This window comes from Dyadobacter sp. CY347 (genome assembly GCF_021502655.1).
Classification (GTDB): Bacteria; Bacteroidota; Bacteroidia; order Cytophagales; family Spirosomataceae; genus Dyadobacter.
Genome location: NZ_JAKFFT010000002.1, coordinates 1,512,791 through 1,529,434, shown reverse-complemented (window position 1 = coordinate 1,529,434; position 16,644 = coordinate 1,512,791). Strand labels below are relative to the sequence as shown.

The 16,644-nt window shown below is 46.6% G+C and carries 12 protein-coding genes; 8 read left to right on the top strand and 4 right to left on the bottom strand.

What is annotated here, in order from left to right:
* Nucleotides 1-6 precede the first annotated feature (6 nt).
* The 4 genes from L0659_RS07270 (at nt 7) to L0659_RS07255 (ending at nt 4,505) form a co-directional block, all read left to right on the top strand.
* A complete protein-coding gene (locus L0659_RS07270) occupies nt 7-2,178 on the top strand; it encodes a 7TM diverse intracellular signaling domain-containing protein (RefSeq protein WP_235125090.1) in 2,172 nt (723 codons plus the stop codon).
* Nucleotides 2,171-3,262, top strand: coding sequence for a hybrid sensor histidine kinase/response regulator (locus tag L0659_RS07265; protein ID WP_235125089.1), 1,092 nt, complete (start codon nt 2,171-2,173; stop codon nt 3,260-3,262). The genes L0659_RS07270 and L0659_RS07265 overlap by 8 nt, the downstream gene beginning before the upstream one ends.
* A gap of 6 nt (nt 3,263-3,268) precedes the next feature.
* Nucleotides 3,269-3,658: a response regulator gene (locus L0659_RS07260; protein WP_235125088.1), complete on the top strand. Its 390-nt coding sequence runs from the start codon at nt 3,269-3,271 to the stop codon at nt 3,656-3,658.
* Nucleotides 3,659-4,355: 697 nt separating this feature from the next.
* Nucleotides 4,356-4,505 carry a hypothetical protein gene (locus tag L0659_RS07255; protein WP_235125086.1) on the top strand — a complete coding sequence of 50 codons (150 nt, stop codon included), beginning with the start codon at nt 4,356-4,358 and terminating at the stop codon, nt 4,503-4,505.
* On the opposite strand, the gene L0659_RS07250 is transcribed toward L0659_RS07255, so the two are convergent.
* From L0659_RS07250 to L0659_RS07235, 4 genes are all read right to left on the bottom strand, one after another.
* Nucleotides 4,506-5,210: an L-ribulose-5-phosphate 4-epimerase gene (locus L0659_RS07250; RefSeq protein ID WP_235125085.1), complete on the bottom strand. Its 705-nt coding sequence runs from the start codon at nt 5,208-5,210 to the stop codon at nt 4,506-4,508. It abuts the gene before it with no gap.
* A gap of 12 nt (nt 5,211-5,222) precedes the next feature.
* A complete protein-coding gene (gene araA / locus L0659_RS07245; protein ID WP_235125084.1) occupies nt 5,223-6,713 on the bottom strand; it encodes an L-arabinose isomerase in 1,491 nt (496 codons plus the stop codon).
* A gap of 23 nt (nt 6,714-6,736) precedes the next feature.
* Entirely contained in the window at nt 6,737-8,422 is a 1,686-nt protein-coding gene (locus L0659_RS07240; protein ID WP_235125083.1) for a ribulokinase, read from the bottom strand.
* A 106-nt stretch (nt 8,423-8,528) separates the two neighbouring features.
* Nucleotides 8,529-9,233 (bottom strand): NrtR DNA-binding winged helix domain-containing protein, encoded by a 705-nt coding sequence (locus L0659_RS07235; RefSeq protein ID WP_235125082.1) that lies wholly within the window; start codon nt 9,231-9,233, stop codon nt 8,529-8,531.
* 212 nt (nt 9,234-9,445) lie between these two features.
* Between L0659_RS07235 and L0659_RS07230 the strand changes: the two genes are divergently transcribed.
* The 4 genes from L0659_RS07230 to L0659_RS07215 all read left to right on the top strand — a co-directional run bounded on the left by L0659_RS07230 (nt 9,446) and on the right by L0659_RS07215 (nt 16,642).
* Nucleotides 9,446-10,030, top strand: coding sequence for an RNA polymerase sigma factor (locus L0659_RS07230; RefSeq protein ID WP_235125081.1), 585 nt, complete (start codon nt 9,446-9,448; stop codon nt 10,028-10,030).
* Between the two features lie 72 nt (nt 10,031-10,102).
* Nucleotides 10,103-11,119: a FecR family protein gene (locus L0659_RS07225; RefSeq protein WP_235125080.1), complete on the top strand. Its 1,017-nt coding sequence runs from the start codon at nt 10,103-10,105 to the stop codon at nt 11,117-11,119.
* Nucleotides 11,120-11,267: 148 nt separating this feature from the next.
* Nucleotides 11,268-14,879 carry a SusC/RagA family TonB-linked outer membrane protein gene (locus L0659_RS07220; RefSeq protein ID WP_235125079.1) on the top strand — a complete coding sequence of 1,204 codons (3,612 nt, stop codon included), beginning with the start codon at nt 11,268-11,270 and terminating at the stop codon, nt 14,877-14,879.
* Nucleotides 14,880-14,911: 32 nt separating this feature from the next.
* Nucleotides 14,912-16,642, top strand: a complete 1,731-nt coding sequence (locus L0659_RS07215; protein ID WP_235125077.1) for a RagB/SusD family nutrient uptake outer membrane protein — start codon at nt 14,912-14,914, stop codon at nt 16,640-16,642.
* Nucleotides 16,643-16,644 lie beyond the last annotated feature (2 nt).

Here is a 16,644-nt window from a genome sequence, read left to right as displayed (position 1 = left end):
ATTTTTATGAAATTTTTAAAGCACGTATTTGCAATCACATTTTTACTTTCCGCTAAGCTTGTTTATGGTATTCCGGTAAACTTTTACCAGGGATCCCAGATCATAGGCAAGCATGTTGAAATTTTCGAAGATGCCACCAATACGCGCACTTTCGAACAGGTTTTGGCAGCGAACGCTTTCAAGCAGAGTACGGACGATACGCCGAATATGGGACTGAGCCAATCCACATTCTGGATCCGGTTTTCGATCGCGAACAAGTCCGCCAGCTCGTTGCTTTACTTAGAACTTGCACATCCTTTAATTCACACTTGCGAACTTTTCGAGATTGATGGCGCAAAGGTTAAAGTCGAAACACACCAGGAAAATGCGGATTTTAATGAGAGAAGGATCAAGCACCAAAATCTTGTTTTTCCGCTTGATATAAGGCCAGGCCAGCAAAAAAACTATTATTTGAGGGTGAAGGGTTACAATCAGGTAATCCTCCCGCTCATTGTCCGTGACCAGGAAAATTTCTTTGAAGCAGCCCAGACCGGTGAAACCATTAACGGCATCTTCGCAGGGATCATCGCTGTGATGGTGCTCTACAACGTCTTCATTTACTTCTCTACCCGGGACAAAAGTTACCTCTTTTACGTACTATATGTGCTTTTTGTAGGTTTGGCGCAAACAGCATTATCGGGTTATGGCTTCAAGTACATTTGGCCTTATGCTCCTAAGTTCAATTCGGTAGCAACCATTTACTTCTCGGGTGTGGCGGGAATTTTTGCCATGCTGTTCGTCAAGAACTTTCTTCAGCTCGCCGAAAAATGGCCGCCCGGCGTTATTATTCTCAATGTGATCATTGTACTGTACTCCTCGACCGGACTGTTAAATCTGCTTGGATTCGAACTTTTGAGCTTCCGGGCGGTAGACGTGTCAGGAGGAATCGGGGCCATTGGTCTTTTCATCATTGGTTTCAAACTTTCAAAAGAAGATTACCGCCCGGCCAAGCTATTCTTGTTGGCGTGGACGATTTTCCTGTTCGGTCTTTTCCTTCTTGTCCTTCGAAATATCAACATCCTGCCGTATAATGTTTTTACAACGTATACCATGCAGTTCGGTTCTATTGCAGAAGTTGTACTGCTATCTATTGCACTAGCCGATAAGATTAATATATTTAAAAAGGAAAGAGAGGAATCCCAGGCCGAAGCCCTGAAAGTGTCGCTGGAAAATGAGAAAATAATTATGGAGCAAAACACCTATCTGGAAAGAAGCGTCAACGAGCGAACTGCTGAGTTGCAATACGCTAATACAGAACTGAATGTTACGCTCAACAAACTGAAAGACACGCAAACACAGCTGCTGGATTCCGAAAAAATGGCTTCGCTGGGTCAGCTTACGGCCGGCATCGCCCATGAGATCAACAACCCGATCAACTTCGTTAGCTCAAACATCCGGCCCCTCCGGCGCGACATCGACGACGTGCTAGAAATACTTGATTCCTACAATGATATCCGGGATGTGAACTCGATCGACAGTTTACACGAAAAGATCAAAGAAATCGAAAAACTGAAAGAAGATCTTGATCTTGATTACATCAAAACCGAGCTGGGTACGTTACTTAAAGGCATGGAAGACGGCGCAAGCAGGACGGTTGAGATAGTAAAAGGTTTGAAAATATTCTCCCGCGTAGATGAATCGGACCTGAACGTCGTCAATATTAACGAAGGCATCGAGTCGACACTCATTATTTTGAATTATCAAATGGGTAATTCGATACATTTGGTCAAGGAATTGGGAAATATTCCGAGTATCGAATGCTTCGCAGGCAAGCTGAACCAGGTGTTTATGAACATTCTCAACAATTCCATTTACGCCCTTTTGAATGCAAAAACCGAAGGTAAAACACCCACGATCTGGGTAAGATCATGGCTGAAAGATCCCGAAAATATAGCCATTTCTATTCGGGATAACGGGCCCGGAATGCCACCTGCGGTCCGCGCCAAGATCTTCGAGCCGTTCTTCACCACCAAGCAGGTTGGAGACGGAACAGGACTGGGATTATCCATTGTATTTAAAATAATTGAAGTGCATAGCGGAAATATCCAGGTAAATACCGAAGTTGGAGAAGGAACCGAGTTTTTGATCACCCTTCCAGTAAAACAAAAAGCACGCCCTATCCAAGATTTCAATGAGTGAAAAACCGATAACCATCCTTTACATTGACGATGAGGAACACAACCTCCATTCGTTCAAAGCTTCTTTCCGGAAGCAGTACGACATTACAATTGCCTCATCGGTAGTCACTGCGGAAGAAATTCTTGAAAAGCAGGATTTTTGCATCATCCTCGCGGATCAGCGTATGCCGATCATGACAGGTGTGCAGTTTTTTGAAAAAATAAGGACCAAATATCCGAAACCCATCCGCATCCTCATTACCGGCCACACCGACATTGGCGCGGCCATCGACGCCATTAACAAGGGTGAAGTTTTCCGGTTTATCGACAAACCATGGGATTATGGTTATGTGGAAAATGCAATTTCACACGCCTATGACATTTACAAAACGCGGGAAGACCTAAAAGAGCGGAATGAAGAGTTGCAGAAGGCGAATGAAGAGCTGGACAAGTTTGTTTACAGTGCCTCCCATGACTTGCGCGCACCATTAATGTCGGTGCTGGGGATCGTGAATCTGGCGCTGCTTGAAGACGACGTCAAATCGCAAAATGAATATCTGGAACTGATCCGTCAGTCTGTTAAGAAGCTGGATACATTCATTATTAATATTATTGATTATTACAAAAATGCACGCGGCGTTCCGGTTGTTACCGACATTAGTTTTGATGAACTGGTAACCGAAGTGCAGGCCACAATCCAATATCTGCCCGAATACGGTAATCTCCAAATGACCACGGACATTGAGCAGGACGGTGTGTTCCAGTCTGATGTGATGAAGCTCAGGATTATCTTTAACAACCTCATCAACAACGCGATAAAATTCCAGGATACCTCGAAGCCGAATCAGTTTGTGCATTTGAAAATCAAGTCTACGCCCAAGTCAGCCAAAATTATCATTGAAGACAATGGTTCGGGCATCAGAGAATCGGATCAGGATAAAATTTTCAAAATGTTTTACCGGGCCGGCGCAACGAATAGTGGATCAGGCATAGGTCTGTACATTGTGCATGAAGCGATTGCTAAGCTCGGGGGTGAAATTAGCGTTTCTTCGAAAGTTGGCGAAGGAAGTATTTTCGAAGTCAACATACCTTCCATCCGTAAATAATAAGTCATGAAGCCACTTTTACACTTTTTTCTTATAGACGATAGCACATTCGATCTGTTTATATATGAAAAATTGCTGAAAAAAAGCGGCATCACCGACTCCGTCAAAACATTCAATTCAGCACGTGACGCTTTAAAATACCTGGTTAGCCAGGCTGATAGTCTTCCTGAAAGCGTTATTCTCCTGGACCTTCAAATGCCTGACATGAACGGGTTTGAGTTTATCGACGAATTCGACCACCTTCCGCAAAGTCTGCACGAAAAAATCAGGATCTTCATGCTATCCTCCACCATCGACACCCGCGACATTGACAAAGCGAAAGCCAGCCGCCACATTATTGACCTGCTTCCAAAGCCACTGGAAATCACAACACTCCGAAATAAACTTGAAATTTGAATTTGGATTTTGCCGAGGTTTGGAAAAAAGGCGTGGTTAATAATCATCTGTTTCAAGATACATAAACTGTCTTAACTTTCTTATTTACAGGACTTTATCTATTCATGTATATGCGTCCTTGAAGCCATATAAATGTTACACGATCAACTAAAAGTTGGAAAGATTTCCCAATTTGTTGAGAAATGTAACAAATTTTATTCTACATAATCCCTATTTCACGCATATGTGGGATATTTGCGCCCCACGATATAAGGATACGCTCCATTAATATAACTTTTTTAATATTGCTAAAAAGTTTCAGCTTTTGGGAACAGGTTTGGTGCAGGGATTGGAGATATCGTAACCTTTAACATCCCTTAAAAAAATGAAAACTGATAGCAAAACTCTGTCTGAGATCTTAAAATTACACGCGGAGTACGTTAAAGAGGTTGAGTATAGCGGCATCAAGCCTTTGTCCATGGAAATTTATAAAACCAATTCAAATAACTTCGTTCGCTGGATACAGGACGATTTCAACCCCGGAAGTAAATTACGCAGAGGCGTATAAGATCAATTAGCCGAAAAAAGACATTCTTACTCAACGTTTAGCAAGCTTACAACTACCTGGAACACACTCCTGGTAGTTTTTTTTTACCTCAAACTTTTCTATGTTTGATGAACGTTCATATGCAAGGTCCATTCTTCAAAATATTCAAATATGTTACTCGCTATTTTTAACCTTTTCAAAGGTCGCTTTTCAAAAGAATCTATTAAAGAGGCAAAAGCGAGCGAAAAACGCATGTCTCGCCAGGAAGCCCTGCAACAAATGCGCAACATTGCCAGCAAACGTCCGGAAAATAAGAATTAATCAGCAACCCTGCCCGTAGTAAGCATCTTTTCCATGCTTGCGAAAATAATGCTTATCGATCAGCCCCTGCTTAATGGTCTGAGCGGATGGATTGATTTGCATCGTGAGATAGGCCATTTTGGCAATTTCTTCCAGCACTACGGAGTTGTAGACAGCCTTGGCCGGGTCTTTCCCCCATGTAAACGGCCCATGGCAGGCAACCAGGACCATTTCCGTTTCTTCATAATTCAACTTATCATTTCCGAATAAATCCAGGATCTGGTTACCCGTTTCCAGCTCGTAATCCCGCTGGATCATCTCATCGGACATCACCTCCGTAACCGGCACAGCTGTGGTCAAATGGTCGGCATGTGTTGTGCCCAGGTTCGGGATCGCGCGGATCGCCTGCGCCCATGCCACCGCGTAGGTAGAATGCGTATGGCAGACGCCCCCTATGCCAGGGAAATTCTTGTAAAGCAATGTATGTGTTTTAGTGTCAGATGATGGACGCATAGTGCCTTCAATAACCTGATTATCAAGATCCAGCAAAACAATGTCTTCCACTCTCAGCTTGTGGTAGGGCACGCCGCTGGGTTTGATGGCAATTACGCCAGCAGCGCGGTCAATGCCGCTTACATTGCCAAAGGTCACAATGGCCAGGTTTTCCCTGGGGATTTCCATGTTGGCTTCGTAAACCTGCTCTTTTAAATATGTGTATTTAGACATGCACTTTTAATGTTATCTGTACGAAGCCTCGCTCCATCTCAATTCATTTTTCAACTGCCTCAGCGACGTGTTCTTATCAATCACAACCAACTCAACACCAGTCATTTCGGCAAACATTTCAATATGGTCTGTGGTAAGGTTCTGGCTGTAAACCGTATGGTGTGCTCCGCCCGCGTAGATCCACGCCGCGCATCCCGTGGCCATATCGGGCGCCGGTTTCCATAACACCCTCGCCACAGGGAGCTTCGGAAGCGCTTCCGTAACTTCCACCGCTTCCACCTCATTGACCAAAATCCGGAAACGGTTACCCATATCCACCAAAGAAACATTGATCGCCGGGCCGGCTGCTGCATTAAAAACGAGTCTTACCGGATCTTCCTTACCGCCAATGCCCAACGGATGGATTTCGCAGGAAGGCCTGCCTGATGCAATGCTCGGGCATATTTCCAGCATATGCGATCCCAGCACAAGGTTGTTGGCCGGATCGAAATGATACGTATAATCTTCCATGAACGAGTTGCCACCAACCAGCCCGCTGCCCATTACTTTGAGTGCCCGCACCATTGCCGACGTTTTCCAGTCGCCTTCGCCCGCATACCCATAGCCCGCCGCCATCATGCGCTGCGAGCCAATGCCGGGAAGCTGTTTCATTCCGTGCAAATCTTCGAATGTGTTGGTATAACCCTTGAAGTTTCCGTCTTCCAGAAAGTATTTCAGTCCCAATTCGATTCTGGCTGCGTCCCAGAGGGCATTATGCTTCTCCCCGCCTTTCCTGATGCCGCCCGCCAGACCGTAAAGCGATTCATATTCATCAATTAAAAGCCCTATTGCCTGCTCGGAAACCTGATTGATCACAGCAACCAGATCGCCTACAGCGTAAGTGTTCACCGAAAATCCAAAAGTCATTTCCGCAGCAACCTTATCACCGTCCGTAACGGCCACTTCACGCATATTATCACCAAAACGAACAAATCTCGCGCCTATCATATCATGCCGTGCGGCTGCAACGCGTGTCCATTGCGCCAGATCCTCCACGACATGTGCCTCCTGCCAGTGTCCGACAACCACTTTCCGGTTCAGGCGCATGCGCGTCATCATGAAACCGAATTCCCTATCGCCATGCGCCGACTGGTTCAGGTTCATGAAATCCATATCAATGTTCGCCCAGGGAATATCGCGGTTGAATTGCGTATGCAAGTGGAGCAGCGGTTTCTGCATGATCTGTAAACCACGGATCCACATTTTTGCCGGTGAAAAAGTGTGCATCCAGGCCACGATGCCAATGCAGTTTTTAGCCACATTCGCGTCCTGCATGATATTGAAAATCTCCTCCGACGATTTCACGACGGGCTTAAAAACCGTCCTGACCGGGATTTGAGCTGATTCGTCGAAATGCTTGCTGATGATCTGGGCGTGTTCCGCAACCTGCCGGAGCGTGTCCGCTCCGTACAAATCCTGACTGCCTGTAATGAACCAAATTTCAAATTGTTTTAAATCAACCATTATGCCTGTGAAAGGGTTACGATTTATAAAGAAGCTGACAATGCACTTTCCGGGGCCGACTGTTTTTTTTGCAAAAAGTCGTTTTCGAGGAATGCACCCGAATGTGTATATTTTTGATATAATGATTGATAAACAGCTGTTTGCGCCGGTCGCGGTGTGTACACTGCATCAAAACCTGAACTCATCGCTTCCTGCGCTTCCGGTAATGTTTTATGAATGCCCGAGGCCACCGCTGCAAACATCGCCGCTCCCAACGCACAAGCCTGCTCGGACGCAGCCACTTTGATCGGCATATTGAGCACGTCCGCCAGGGTTTGCATGACAAATGCTGATTTCTTAGCCACTCCCCCAATCGCAATGACCTCATTGATAGGAACGCCCTCTTTGCGGAAACGCTCCACAATGCTTTTTGAACCATAAGCCGTGGCTTCCACCAGCGCCTTGAAGATCCTGACGTGATCGCTGGCGAGGTTCAATCCCAGTATAGCGCCTTTTAATGTATGTTTTGCGTCAGGTGTTCTGCGGCCGTTCAGCCAGTCGATGGCAATGATGTCGTTTTCGGTGACGGGCAATTTTACGGCTTGTTCGGCAAGATGCGGGATTAGTTCTTTGGATAATTTTTCCGCAGCTTCCTCGCCCAGCAATGCTCTGACAGGCTCCACGATAAGCTTGGCAAACCATGCATAAATGTCGCCGAATGCAGATTGGCCGGCCTCCATACCCAGCATGCCGGGAATAATGGAGCCATCAACCTGCCCGCAAATGCCCTTGATAAGCAAATGTCCGACTTCCTCGTTCGGCGCGATCAACATATCACACGTCGACGTTCCGATCACTTTGCAGAGCGAATAAGGCTCAATTAATGCGCCTACTGCACCCATATGCGCGTCAAAAGCGCCGACGCCAATCACCGTATCCGCAGAAATACCCAGTTTTTCGGCCCATTTGCCGGAAATGGTGCCCATGGCTTCGTCCGAAGTTTGAGTCTGGGAGAAAAGTCTTTCACGGATGCCATCCAGAAGCGGGTCGAGTTGCGTCAGGAAATCATTTGGCGGCAGACCGTCGAAATCGTTATGCCATAATGCTTTATGTCCAGCTGCACATCTGGATCTCTTTAATGTGAGCGGATCTGTGTTGCCCGTTAGTTCTGCTGAGATCCAGTCGCAATGTTCCACCCAGGAAAATGCCTTTTCCCGTACATCCTTATCGACTCTCAGCGTCCGTAAAATTTTGGCCCAAAACCATTCGGAAGAATAAATGCCGCCGACGTATTTGGTATAATCTGTTTCCAGACTGTGTGCTAACGTGTTAATTTCCTCCGCTTCGGCATTGGCCGTATGATCTTTCCAAAGGATAAACATGCCATTCGGGTTCTCAGCAAATTCTGGCAGCAGTGACAAAGGCGTTCCGTTCCGATCCACCGCCACGGGCGTGGAACCCGTTGTATCCACCGAAATTCCGCGAACATTGTCCCGCACACCATCGGGTGATTTGTCCAGTGCTTCCAGCAAAGCGGCTTCCATCGCTTCCAGGTAATCCAGCGGATGCTGCCTGAACCGGGAAGACGCTGCATCACAATATTTTCCCTGCTTCCACCGGCTATATTCCCGAACCGCAGTTCCGGCCTGGTCGCCCGTTTCCGCATTCACAACCAGTGCCCGCACAGAATCCGTGCCGAAATCAATCCCTATGACGTAACTTTCTTTCATGGTCGTTTTATTTCACTTATCACGTAACAAATATAAATAAATTTGTTTATGGTGTTATTTTGACACAATTAATATTAATCATTGACGCCAAAACTGACAATCGCCCCTATGACTGCTTCATACTATCGGGCATGAAATTCCAGAACGAGTGAAACTTTTCCTTATACCGCACTTCGTCCAGCTTGTACAAAGTCGCCTTTTTCGTCGTACTGTTGCTGTTTTTGCTTCCTGTGTCGATCAGTAAGCCCGTTGATAAAAGTTTGCGGCTGAAATTGCGGCGGTCGAGCGGAATGCTGTAAATGGCTTCGTAGAGTTTTTGCAATTGGGGAATGGTAAAAAACTCGGGTAACAGCTCAAAACCAATGGGATGCAGCGCAGCTTTGTATTTCAAATGCTCAATGGCTTTGCAAACCATTTCTTCATGATCAAATATCAGCGCCGGCCGGTTTTCCAGCGTGATCCAGGAAGCATTATGGCTCTTAACGGCCTCAGAATCATGATCGTCAATTTGAATTAATGCAAAAAACACAACTGAAACCGTCCTTTCAGCCGGGTCGCGGTTGATCTTTCCATATGTTTCAAGCTGCTCAACGTAGATATTTTTTAAACCGGTAAGATTGTATAAAATGCGCGCTGCACCGTCCGAAAGATCTTCATCCGCATTAAGGAAGCCACCCATCAGCGACCATTTTCCCTTTTCAGGTTCGAAATTCCTTTTGATCAGCAAAAGCTTGATATCCTTCCCGTCGAACCCGAAAATAATACAGTCTATTGCCAGCAGAATGCGCGAAGCCTGCGGATAATTATTCATTCAATTGATCGTGTAGGGATAAATAATAGGCAATTTAAGGAACCGGCGGTTACAAAAATCAATCGCTGTTCGGGCAATTTTATATTATTGTTAAGAAAGTAAAAAAAACAACGAGAATACTTAATCTGTTAAAAGATTCAAAAAGGAAATATTGTCCGAATTTTGTAAGCCATTCCAATCCGGACAACCGGAATTCAAAGGAAATCTTCGTTATGAACGCCATTTATACTTCCTGTTCCGATGAAAATATCCTTGCCCTGATCAGTGAGCAGGACGATGAGCTGGCTTTTGCCGAGCTGTATAACCGCTATTTTAATGTGCTGTTCAATTACGCTTATAGTAAGGTGAACGACCGGTTTGCAGCCCAGGAAATTGTTCAGGAACTGTTTGTAAACATCTGGCAAAAGCGTCACGGGCAGCAGATCCTTTGCTGCCGTACATTCCTTTTTTCTGTTGCCAAGAAGCAGATCATTTCTTTCTACCGCAAAGAATTCACCCGAAAACAGCATTACGATCACTGGGAAACCCTGCATGCAGATCCCGTTGATTTTGCCGACCAGCATACATTAACAGCCGATCTGCAAACCCGCTACGAACAGGGTTTGCATTTGCTGTCACCCAAATGTCAGGAAGTGTTTGTGCTGAGCCGGCAAGGCGTTTCCAACAAACAGATCGGAGACCGCCTCGCCATTGCCGAAAAAACGGTTGAGCAACACATTTCGAAAGCGATCCGCATTCTTAGGGCCCATTTGAAAGAGCATATTATCTCAGGAATCCTCTTTTTTGTTTTTAATTAAAAAAAATTTTCTTCCCACCTAAGGGTTCGCTTTCCGGCGTGCGACTTGAAGTTTGATACCATACTTTAAGCAATGAAAGCACCCTTTATCTCCCCGATTTTACTAGAAAAATATCTGCTTGATCAATGCAATGATCAGGAAAAAGAAGAGGTTGAGGCGTGGTATGCAGCCATCAAAGGCGACGCGGATCATTTGGAAAAATTATCGGAAACTGAAAAATCAAACATTAAGGGGGATGCTTTTGAAAACATTAAGAGTGAACTGAATATTCTGGACGAATCGCCGGTACGCACATTCCCGTGGCGCTGGATTTCGGGCATTGCTGCTTCCGTTGCCATTGCTGCCGGGCTGTATTTCAGTTATCCGATCAGCAAAGAACAGCCGGTTTCTATCATTGAAGAAATCCAAAAAAAGAAACAATCCGAGATTGTGCAGTTTGTGAATACAGAATCCAGGATCATTACCCACATCCTCCCGGACAGCAGCTCCATCATCATGCACCCGGAGGCATCGGTAACTTATCCCGCGAAGTTTGATGCGGACCGCCGTTTCGTGACATTTTCGGGTGAAGGTTTTTTTGATATAACCAAAGATAAAAACAGGCCTTTCCTGATCCAAAGCGGCGAAATGGTCATTAAAGTCCTGGGAACAAGCTTTAATGTTAAAGCAGCATCGGCGCAGAAGGTTTTTCAAGTCGACGTAATGACAGGAAGTGTGGAGGTGACCGCGCCGGGTAAAGAGACAAAATCGCAGCAACTCGTTCTTAAACCAAAGCAGCAGGCCATTTTCGAGATCGAGTCTAAAAAGCTGATTTCCAAACAAATGACTTTGCATGCCCGCAAGGAAATTTACGAACCCGTGACGGTTGTTTTTGAAGAAGCACCTTTGAATAAAGTCATTGAGCAGTTGGAGAAGCGTTTCAATGTGAATATTCACTTGTCCAATCCTGCCACGGCCACTTGCAGCGTAACGGCTAATTTTGAAGCCCAGCCATTCACTGTCATCCTGGAAATGCTCTGCACGACCTTGGAAGCCAATTATACTATTTCCGGAAATACAATTTTACTCAATGGAACACCTTGTGATTAACCTCGTATGAACCACCGATCTATTCCGCCATGAAAAAACCGGAGGTGTACCACCACCCCCGGTTCAAAATTCCATCCTTTTAACCTCGTACCACCGAAACTAAGGGACGTTTTACCTAATAGTGCTTAACCATCAGACAATCAAAATTATGCAAAAAACAGTACGTAACAAGCCCGTAAACTGGCAAATAATTATGCGCATTGGATTGCTTCAATGGCTTTTTGTGGCCTTACTGGCAGGCAGCAGCTATGCAAAGGAAAGTACGGCCCAGTCGATCCTGAGTAAGGATATGACGATCAGTCTTAAAAATGTTTCGCTGAAAGAAGCATTGGATGAGATTCAGGAGAAAGTGGATGCGAAGTTTGTTTACAGCAGCAGGGTTTCGCTCCGGGAGCATGTCAGCATTGAAGCAAAAAATCAGAAATTATCGAAAGTCCTGGACCAGCTTCTCGTTTCCCGCGGCATTAATTACAGGGTTATCAACGGGCAGATTGTTTTGGCAAGAGGAAAAGCCGCAAAAGAAGAATCCAACCTTCCGGACCTGGAAGAAAAGCTGCAAAACTACGTCCTGCCGGTTGAAATCAATGTCAAAGGCACAGTAACCTCGTCGGACGGACAGGGCTCATTGCCAGGCGTAAGTGTTGTGCTGAAAGGAAGCTCGAGCGGGACAACGACGGACGGAAACGGGAATTTTGAGCTGGTTGTGCCCAATGTGGAATCGGTGCTGGTATTCAGTTTTGTGGGGTATATTTCGCAGGAAGTGGTGGTAGGAAACCGGTCGACGGTGAATGTGACGCTGGCAGCAGACAACAAGGCTTTGGAAGAGCTGGTTGTGGTGGGTTATGGCACACAGAAACGCGTAAACCTTACCGGCGCGGTGAGCCAGGTTCAATCCAGGGACCTGGAAAACAGGCCGCTGAACAATATGTCGCAAATCCTGCAAGGCATGGTGCCCAACCTGAACATTACATTCGGAACCGGCCAGCCGGGACAGGGCGGTAATTTGAATGTCCGTGGCGAAACGTCCATCAACGGCGGCGGTCCGCTCGTTCTGGTCGATGGGATCCCGGGCGACATCAACCGCATTAATCCCAACGATGTGGAGTCGGTTTCGGTTTTGAAAGATGCGGCTGCTTCCGCCATTTACGGTGCACGTGGTGCATTCGGGGTGATTTTGGTTACGACTAAAAGTGCCAAAAACGGAAAGACAAGCGTGAGTTACAGCAACAACTTCGGATGGTCAACGCCGACAGTGAGCACGAACTTCCTGACCAATGGTTACGATCATACCCGCATTAATGACGAAGCATTCAAGCGCGCAAACGGAAACACTTACACGCGTTATTCCGAAGAAGATTATGCTGAACTGGAAGCACGCCGCTACGATAAAACAGAAAATCCGGCCCGGCCATGGACTGTGGTGAAGAATGTGAATGGCAAGGACATTTACAACTATTACGGAAATTACGATTGGTGGAAAACACTTTTCAAGCAGGTAGAGCCATCCATGCAGCACAACATCAGCCTATCGGGCGGCACGGATAAGATCAATTATTTCCTATCAGGCTCCGCTTTCCAAAAAGACGGGATCATGCGGATCAACACCGACCGTTTCAATTCCTACACATTAAGGACAAAGGTGAATGCGCAACTGACGCCCTGGCTTAAAGTGAGCAATAACACGCAGTATTTTGACTCGCGCTACAAATATCCGGGCCTGGAAGGCGGCGCGAATGCAAACTTTACCGCCATCACCGTGCACGCGCTTCCCGCTTATGCACCGCGCAACCCCGACGGAACGGCTACTTATAACACATTGAAAAACAATTATTCGATCGGAGACGGATTATTTGCAAACCTTTTGAAAGGCGTTGCAGGCGGTGAAGAAAAAGTGCACGAGCTTACGACCATTAACTCTGTGACCATTGATTTTACCAAAACCTGGAACCTGGTCGCAAACCATTCCTACTCGTTCTACATCACGGACGATTGGTATCGCTCGGCCATTGCCCAATACTCCATTCAGCCGGGCGTCCTGACAACGGTTCCCAACTACAATACGGATCAGCTCAAAAAGACCTTTTGGTTTGATCCTATGCATGTTACCAATGTCTATTCTTCATTTAATAAAACATTGGGCAAACATTACCTGGGCGCAACAGCGGGGATCAACTATGAATCCAAAAAGCACCAGGTGCTGACCGGCGCCCGCAAAAACCTCCTTTCCGAGGACATTAATGACCTGAATCTGGGGACCGGCGAGCAGCTGGTTAACGGCGGAGCTTATGAATATTCTCTTTTCGGAGCGTTTTTCAGGCTGAATTACGACTATATGGGCAAATATTTGCTGGAAGTCAATGGTCGTTACGACGGCACATCGCGATTTGGTGCAGGAAGACGTTACGGGTTTTTCCCGTCGGTTTCCGCAGGTTGGAGATTGAGTGAGGAAAAGTTCTTCGAGTCAGCACGAAATGTTGTTAGTAATCTGAAAATCAGGGCTTCATACGGAACATTAGGCAACCAGCTTCCGCCGAGATTCAATGATAACCCAAGTTCCGCAAGCTTTTATCCCTACATTGAAATTATGCCTACGGCACTCTCGCCGTGGATCAATAACGGACAAAAACTTCCTTACGTGGACAGTCCGAACCCGATCGCAGCCGGCCTGACCTGGGAATCGGCTACAACATCCAACATTGGTCTGGATGCGGATCTATTGAAGGGCAAACTGACCATTGCTATGGACGCATATATCCGCGAAACGAAGGATATGCTCGTGCCCGGACGCGTGCTTCCGTCGGTGTACGGCGCAACGGTCCCTACGCAGAATGCGGGTGATTTGACGACAAAAGGATTCGAACTTTCTGTTGCGTGGAAAGACCAGTTTAAACTCGCCGGGAAGACATTTGCTTACAATGCAACATTCATGGTGTCGGATTACAAAGCCAAAATCACGCGCTACGATAACCCAAACAAGCTTCTTTCCAGTCGCTATGAAGGGCAAACCGTGGGTGAATTGTGGGGATATTCCATCGACGGATATTTCAAAACAAATGACGAGGCACAAGCTTACCCGATTGACCAGACATTGGTTAACAAGCAGCGCCTGAGCGCGCCGGGCGAATGGAGCAAGTTGCAGGCTGGCGACCTCAAATTCCTGGACGTGAATGGTGATGGCAAGATTTCCGAAGGCGCTAACACACTGGCGGACCACGGCGATCTAAAAGTGATCGGAAACAGCAATCCGCGTTTCAGATATGGCCTGAACCTCGGTGCTTCGTGGGGCGGATTTGATTTCTCTGCGCTGGCTCAGGGCATTCTTCGCCGCAACTGGTATCCGGGACCGAATGCGGATAAATTCTGGGGCCCTTACTCCCGCCCTTACTATTCATTTATTCCTGAAAACTTCGAGGAGGATATCTGGACGCCTGAAAATACGGATGCTTATTTCCCGATCCTGCGCGGCTATACGGCGCTCAACGGCGGTGGCGACCTCAATGCACGCAATGATCGCTACATTCAGAATGTGGGTTATCTGAGGTTGAAGAACATTGTGCTGGGTTATACCATTCCAGAGCGCATCAGCAAGAAAGTACGCATTCCAAGGGCGCGCATTTATGTAAGCGGTGAAAACCTGCTCACTTACACGCCATTAAGATCCAAATACATTGATCCTGAGCAATTTGACGGTGATTTTACCAATGGCAGGACTTACCCGCTTTCCAAAACCTACTCTGCGGGCCTGAGCATTAATTTCTAAAATCAGTTGCCAAAACATTAAAAGAAAATCAAATGAAAAAGCTGATATACATTCTCACGATGGCCCTCGGTCTAGCTTCGTGCGACCTCGACAGGCTTCCGCTTGACGCCATTTCTCCCGAGACTTTTTTCAAAACGGAAAACGACCTGCTGCTTTATACAAACTCATTTTACAACATGCTGCCGAGCGCGGAAGATGTTTACAATGAAGACGTGGATAATGTGGTCAAAAACAGTTTGCGCGATGAATTGCAGGGAACGCGGATCGTGCCTACAAGCGGCGGCGGCTGGACCTGGACCAACCTGAGGAACATTAATTACTTCCTTGCCAATTCCGGCAAAGTTCAGGATCCCAAAGCGGTTGCCAAATACAATGGCGTCGCACGTTTTTTCCGGGCTTATTTTTATTTCCAAATGGTTAAAAGATTCGGCGACCTGCCCTGGTATGGTGGGCCGATTGAAGCAGGAGATGAAGCATTACTTACCAAACCGCGCGATCCGAGAACATTGGTCATGGATTCGGTGATGGCTGACATTGACTTCGCGATTGCTAATCTTGAAGCTACACGGCAAGTCGGCGCTGTTACAAAATGGACTGCGTTGGCATTGAAATCGCGCATTGGGTTATACGAAGGCACATTCCGCAAATACCATACAGAATTCAACCTGCCCGATTCCGAGAAATTCCTGGATGCCTGCATTTCCGCTTCGGAAGATCTGATGAAAAACAGCGGATATATCATTTATAAATCAACGCCTAAAACGGCATATCAAATGTTTTTCGCATCCGACAACGCCATTGCGGATGAGGTGATCATGGCGCGCGATTTCAGCGATGCATTGCAGGTGTATCATAACCTGAATTACTATACAATGACGGCTTCATACGGAAAACCGGGATTGGAGAAAAAACTGGTTAACAGCTATTTAATGGCTGACGGCTCGCGGTTTACCGACATGAAGGGCTATGAAACCATGCAGTTTTATGAAGAAGTCCAGAATCGCGATCCGCGCCTGACGCAGACGATCCGCACGCCGGGTTACACGCGCATCGGCGAGACGACGCCGCTTGTTCCTGAGTTCGGTGCAACGGTTACGGGTTATCAGCTGATCAAATTCGTCTCGGAGCCGAAATGGGATACATTCGGAAAGGACATTACGGACATGCCTATTTTCCGCTACGCCGAAGTGCTGCTCAATTATGCCGAAGCCAAGGCAGAAAAAGGCACATTGACCCAAGCTGACCTGGACATTTCTACCAAACTTACCCGCGACCGCGTGGGCATGCCGAACATTAACATGGCCACCGCCAACGCAAAACCGGATCCTTACCAGGCCGCGCAATACACCAAACTGACGGGTAAAAACACGGGTGTGATCCTGGAAATCCGCAGGGAAAGGCGCATTGAGCTGGTTATGGAGAATTTCTTCCGCTGGGACGACATTATCCGCTGGAAAGAAGGCCAGTTATTGACCAAGCAGTTCAAGGGAATGTACTTTCCCGGCCCCGGAAACTACGATCTGGACAAAAACGGGAAAGTTGACCTCGTCATTTATGAAGGAGCCAAGCCGAATGTTCCGGGAGCGCAATTGTTGAAACTCGGCAGTGAAATCCTTCTAGAAAATGGTAACAAAGGCGGCAACATTGTGGTCAACAACCACATTACCAAGAAGTTTGATGAAAATAAGGATTACCTCTATCCGATTCCCAAGCAGGAAAGGCTTTTAAATACCAACCTGACTCAAAATCCAAACTGGGAGTAACT

Bases quoted from the DNA above. Each gene is read 5' to 3' on its own strand.
- L0659_RS07220 (WP_235125079.1), top strand. From the start codon at position 11,268: ATGCAAAAAACAGTACGTAACAAGCCCGTAAACTGGCAAATAATTATG.
- L0659_RS07230 (WP_235125081.1), top strand. From the start codon at position 9,446: ATGAACGCCATTTATACTTCCTGTTCCGATGAAAATATCCTTGCCCTG.
- araA (WP_235125084.1), bottom strand. From the start codon at position 6,713: ATGGTTGATTTAAAACAATTTGAAATTTGGTTCATTACAGGCAGTCAG.
- L0659_RS07265 (WP_235125089.1), top strand. From the start codon at position 2,171: ATGAGTGAAAAACCGATAACCATCCTTTACATTGACGATGAGGAACAC.
- L0659_RS07270 (WP_235125090.1), top strand. From the start codon at position 7: ATGAAATTTTTAAAGCACGTATTTGCAATCACATTTTTACTTTCCGCT.
- L0659_RS07235 (WP_235125082.1), bottom strand. From the start codon at position 9,233: ATGAATAATTATCCGCAGGCTTCGCGCATTCTGCTGGCAATAGACTGT.
- L0659_RS07215 (WP_235125077.1), top strand. From the start codon at position 14,912: ATGAAAAAGCTGATATACATTCTCACGATGGCCCTCGGTCTAGCTTCG.
- L0659_RS07260 (WP_235125088.1), top strand. From the start codon at position 3,269: ATGAAGCCACTTTTACACTTTTTTCTTATAGACGATAGCACATTCGAT.
- L0659_RS07250 (WP_235125085.1), bottom strand. From the start codon at position 5,210: ATGTCTAAATACACATATTTAAAAGAGCAGGTTTACGAAGCCAACATG.
- L0659_RS07255 (WP_235125086.1), top strand. From the start codon at position 4,356: ATGTTACTCGCTATTTTTAACCTTTTCAAAGGTCGCTTTTCAAAAGAA.
- L0659_RS07240 (WP_235125083.1), bottom strand. From the start codon at position 8,422: ATGAAAGAAAGTTACGTCATAGGGATTGATTTCGGCACGGATTCTGTG.
- L0659_RS07225 (WP_235125080.1), top strand. From the start codon at position 10,103: ATGAAAGCACCCTTTATCTCCCCGATTTTACTAGAAAAATATCTGCTT.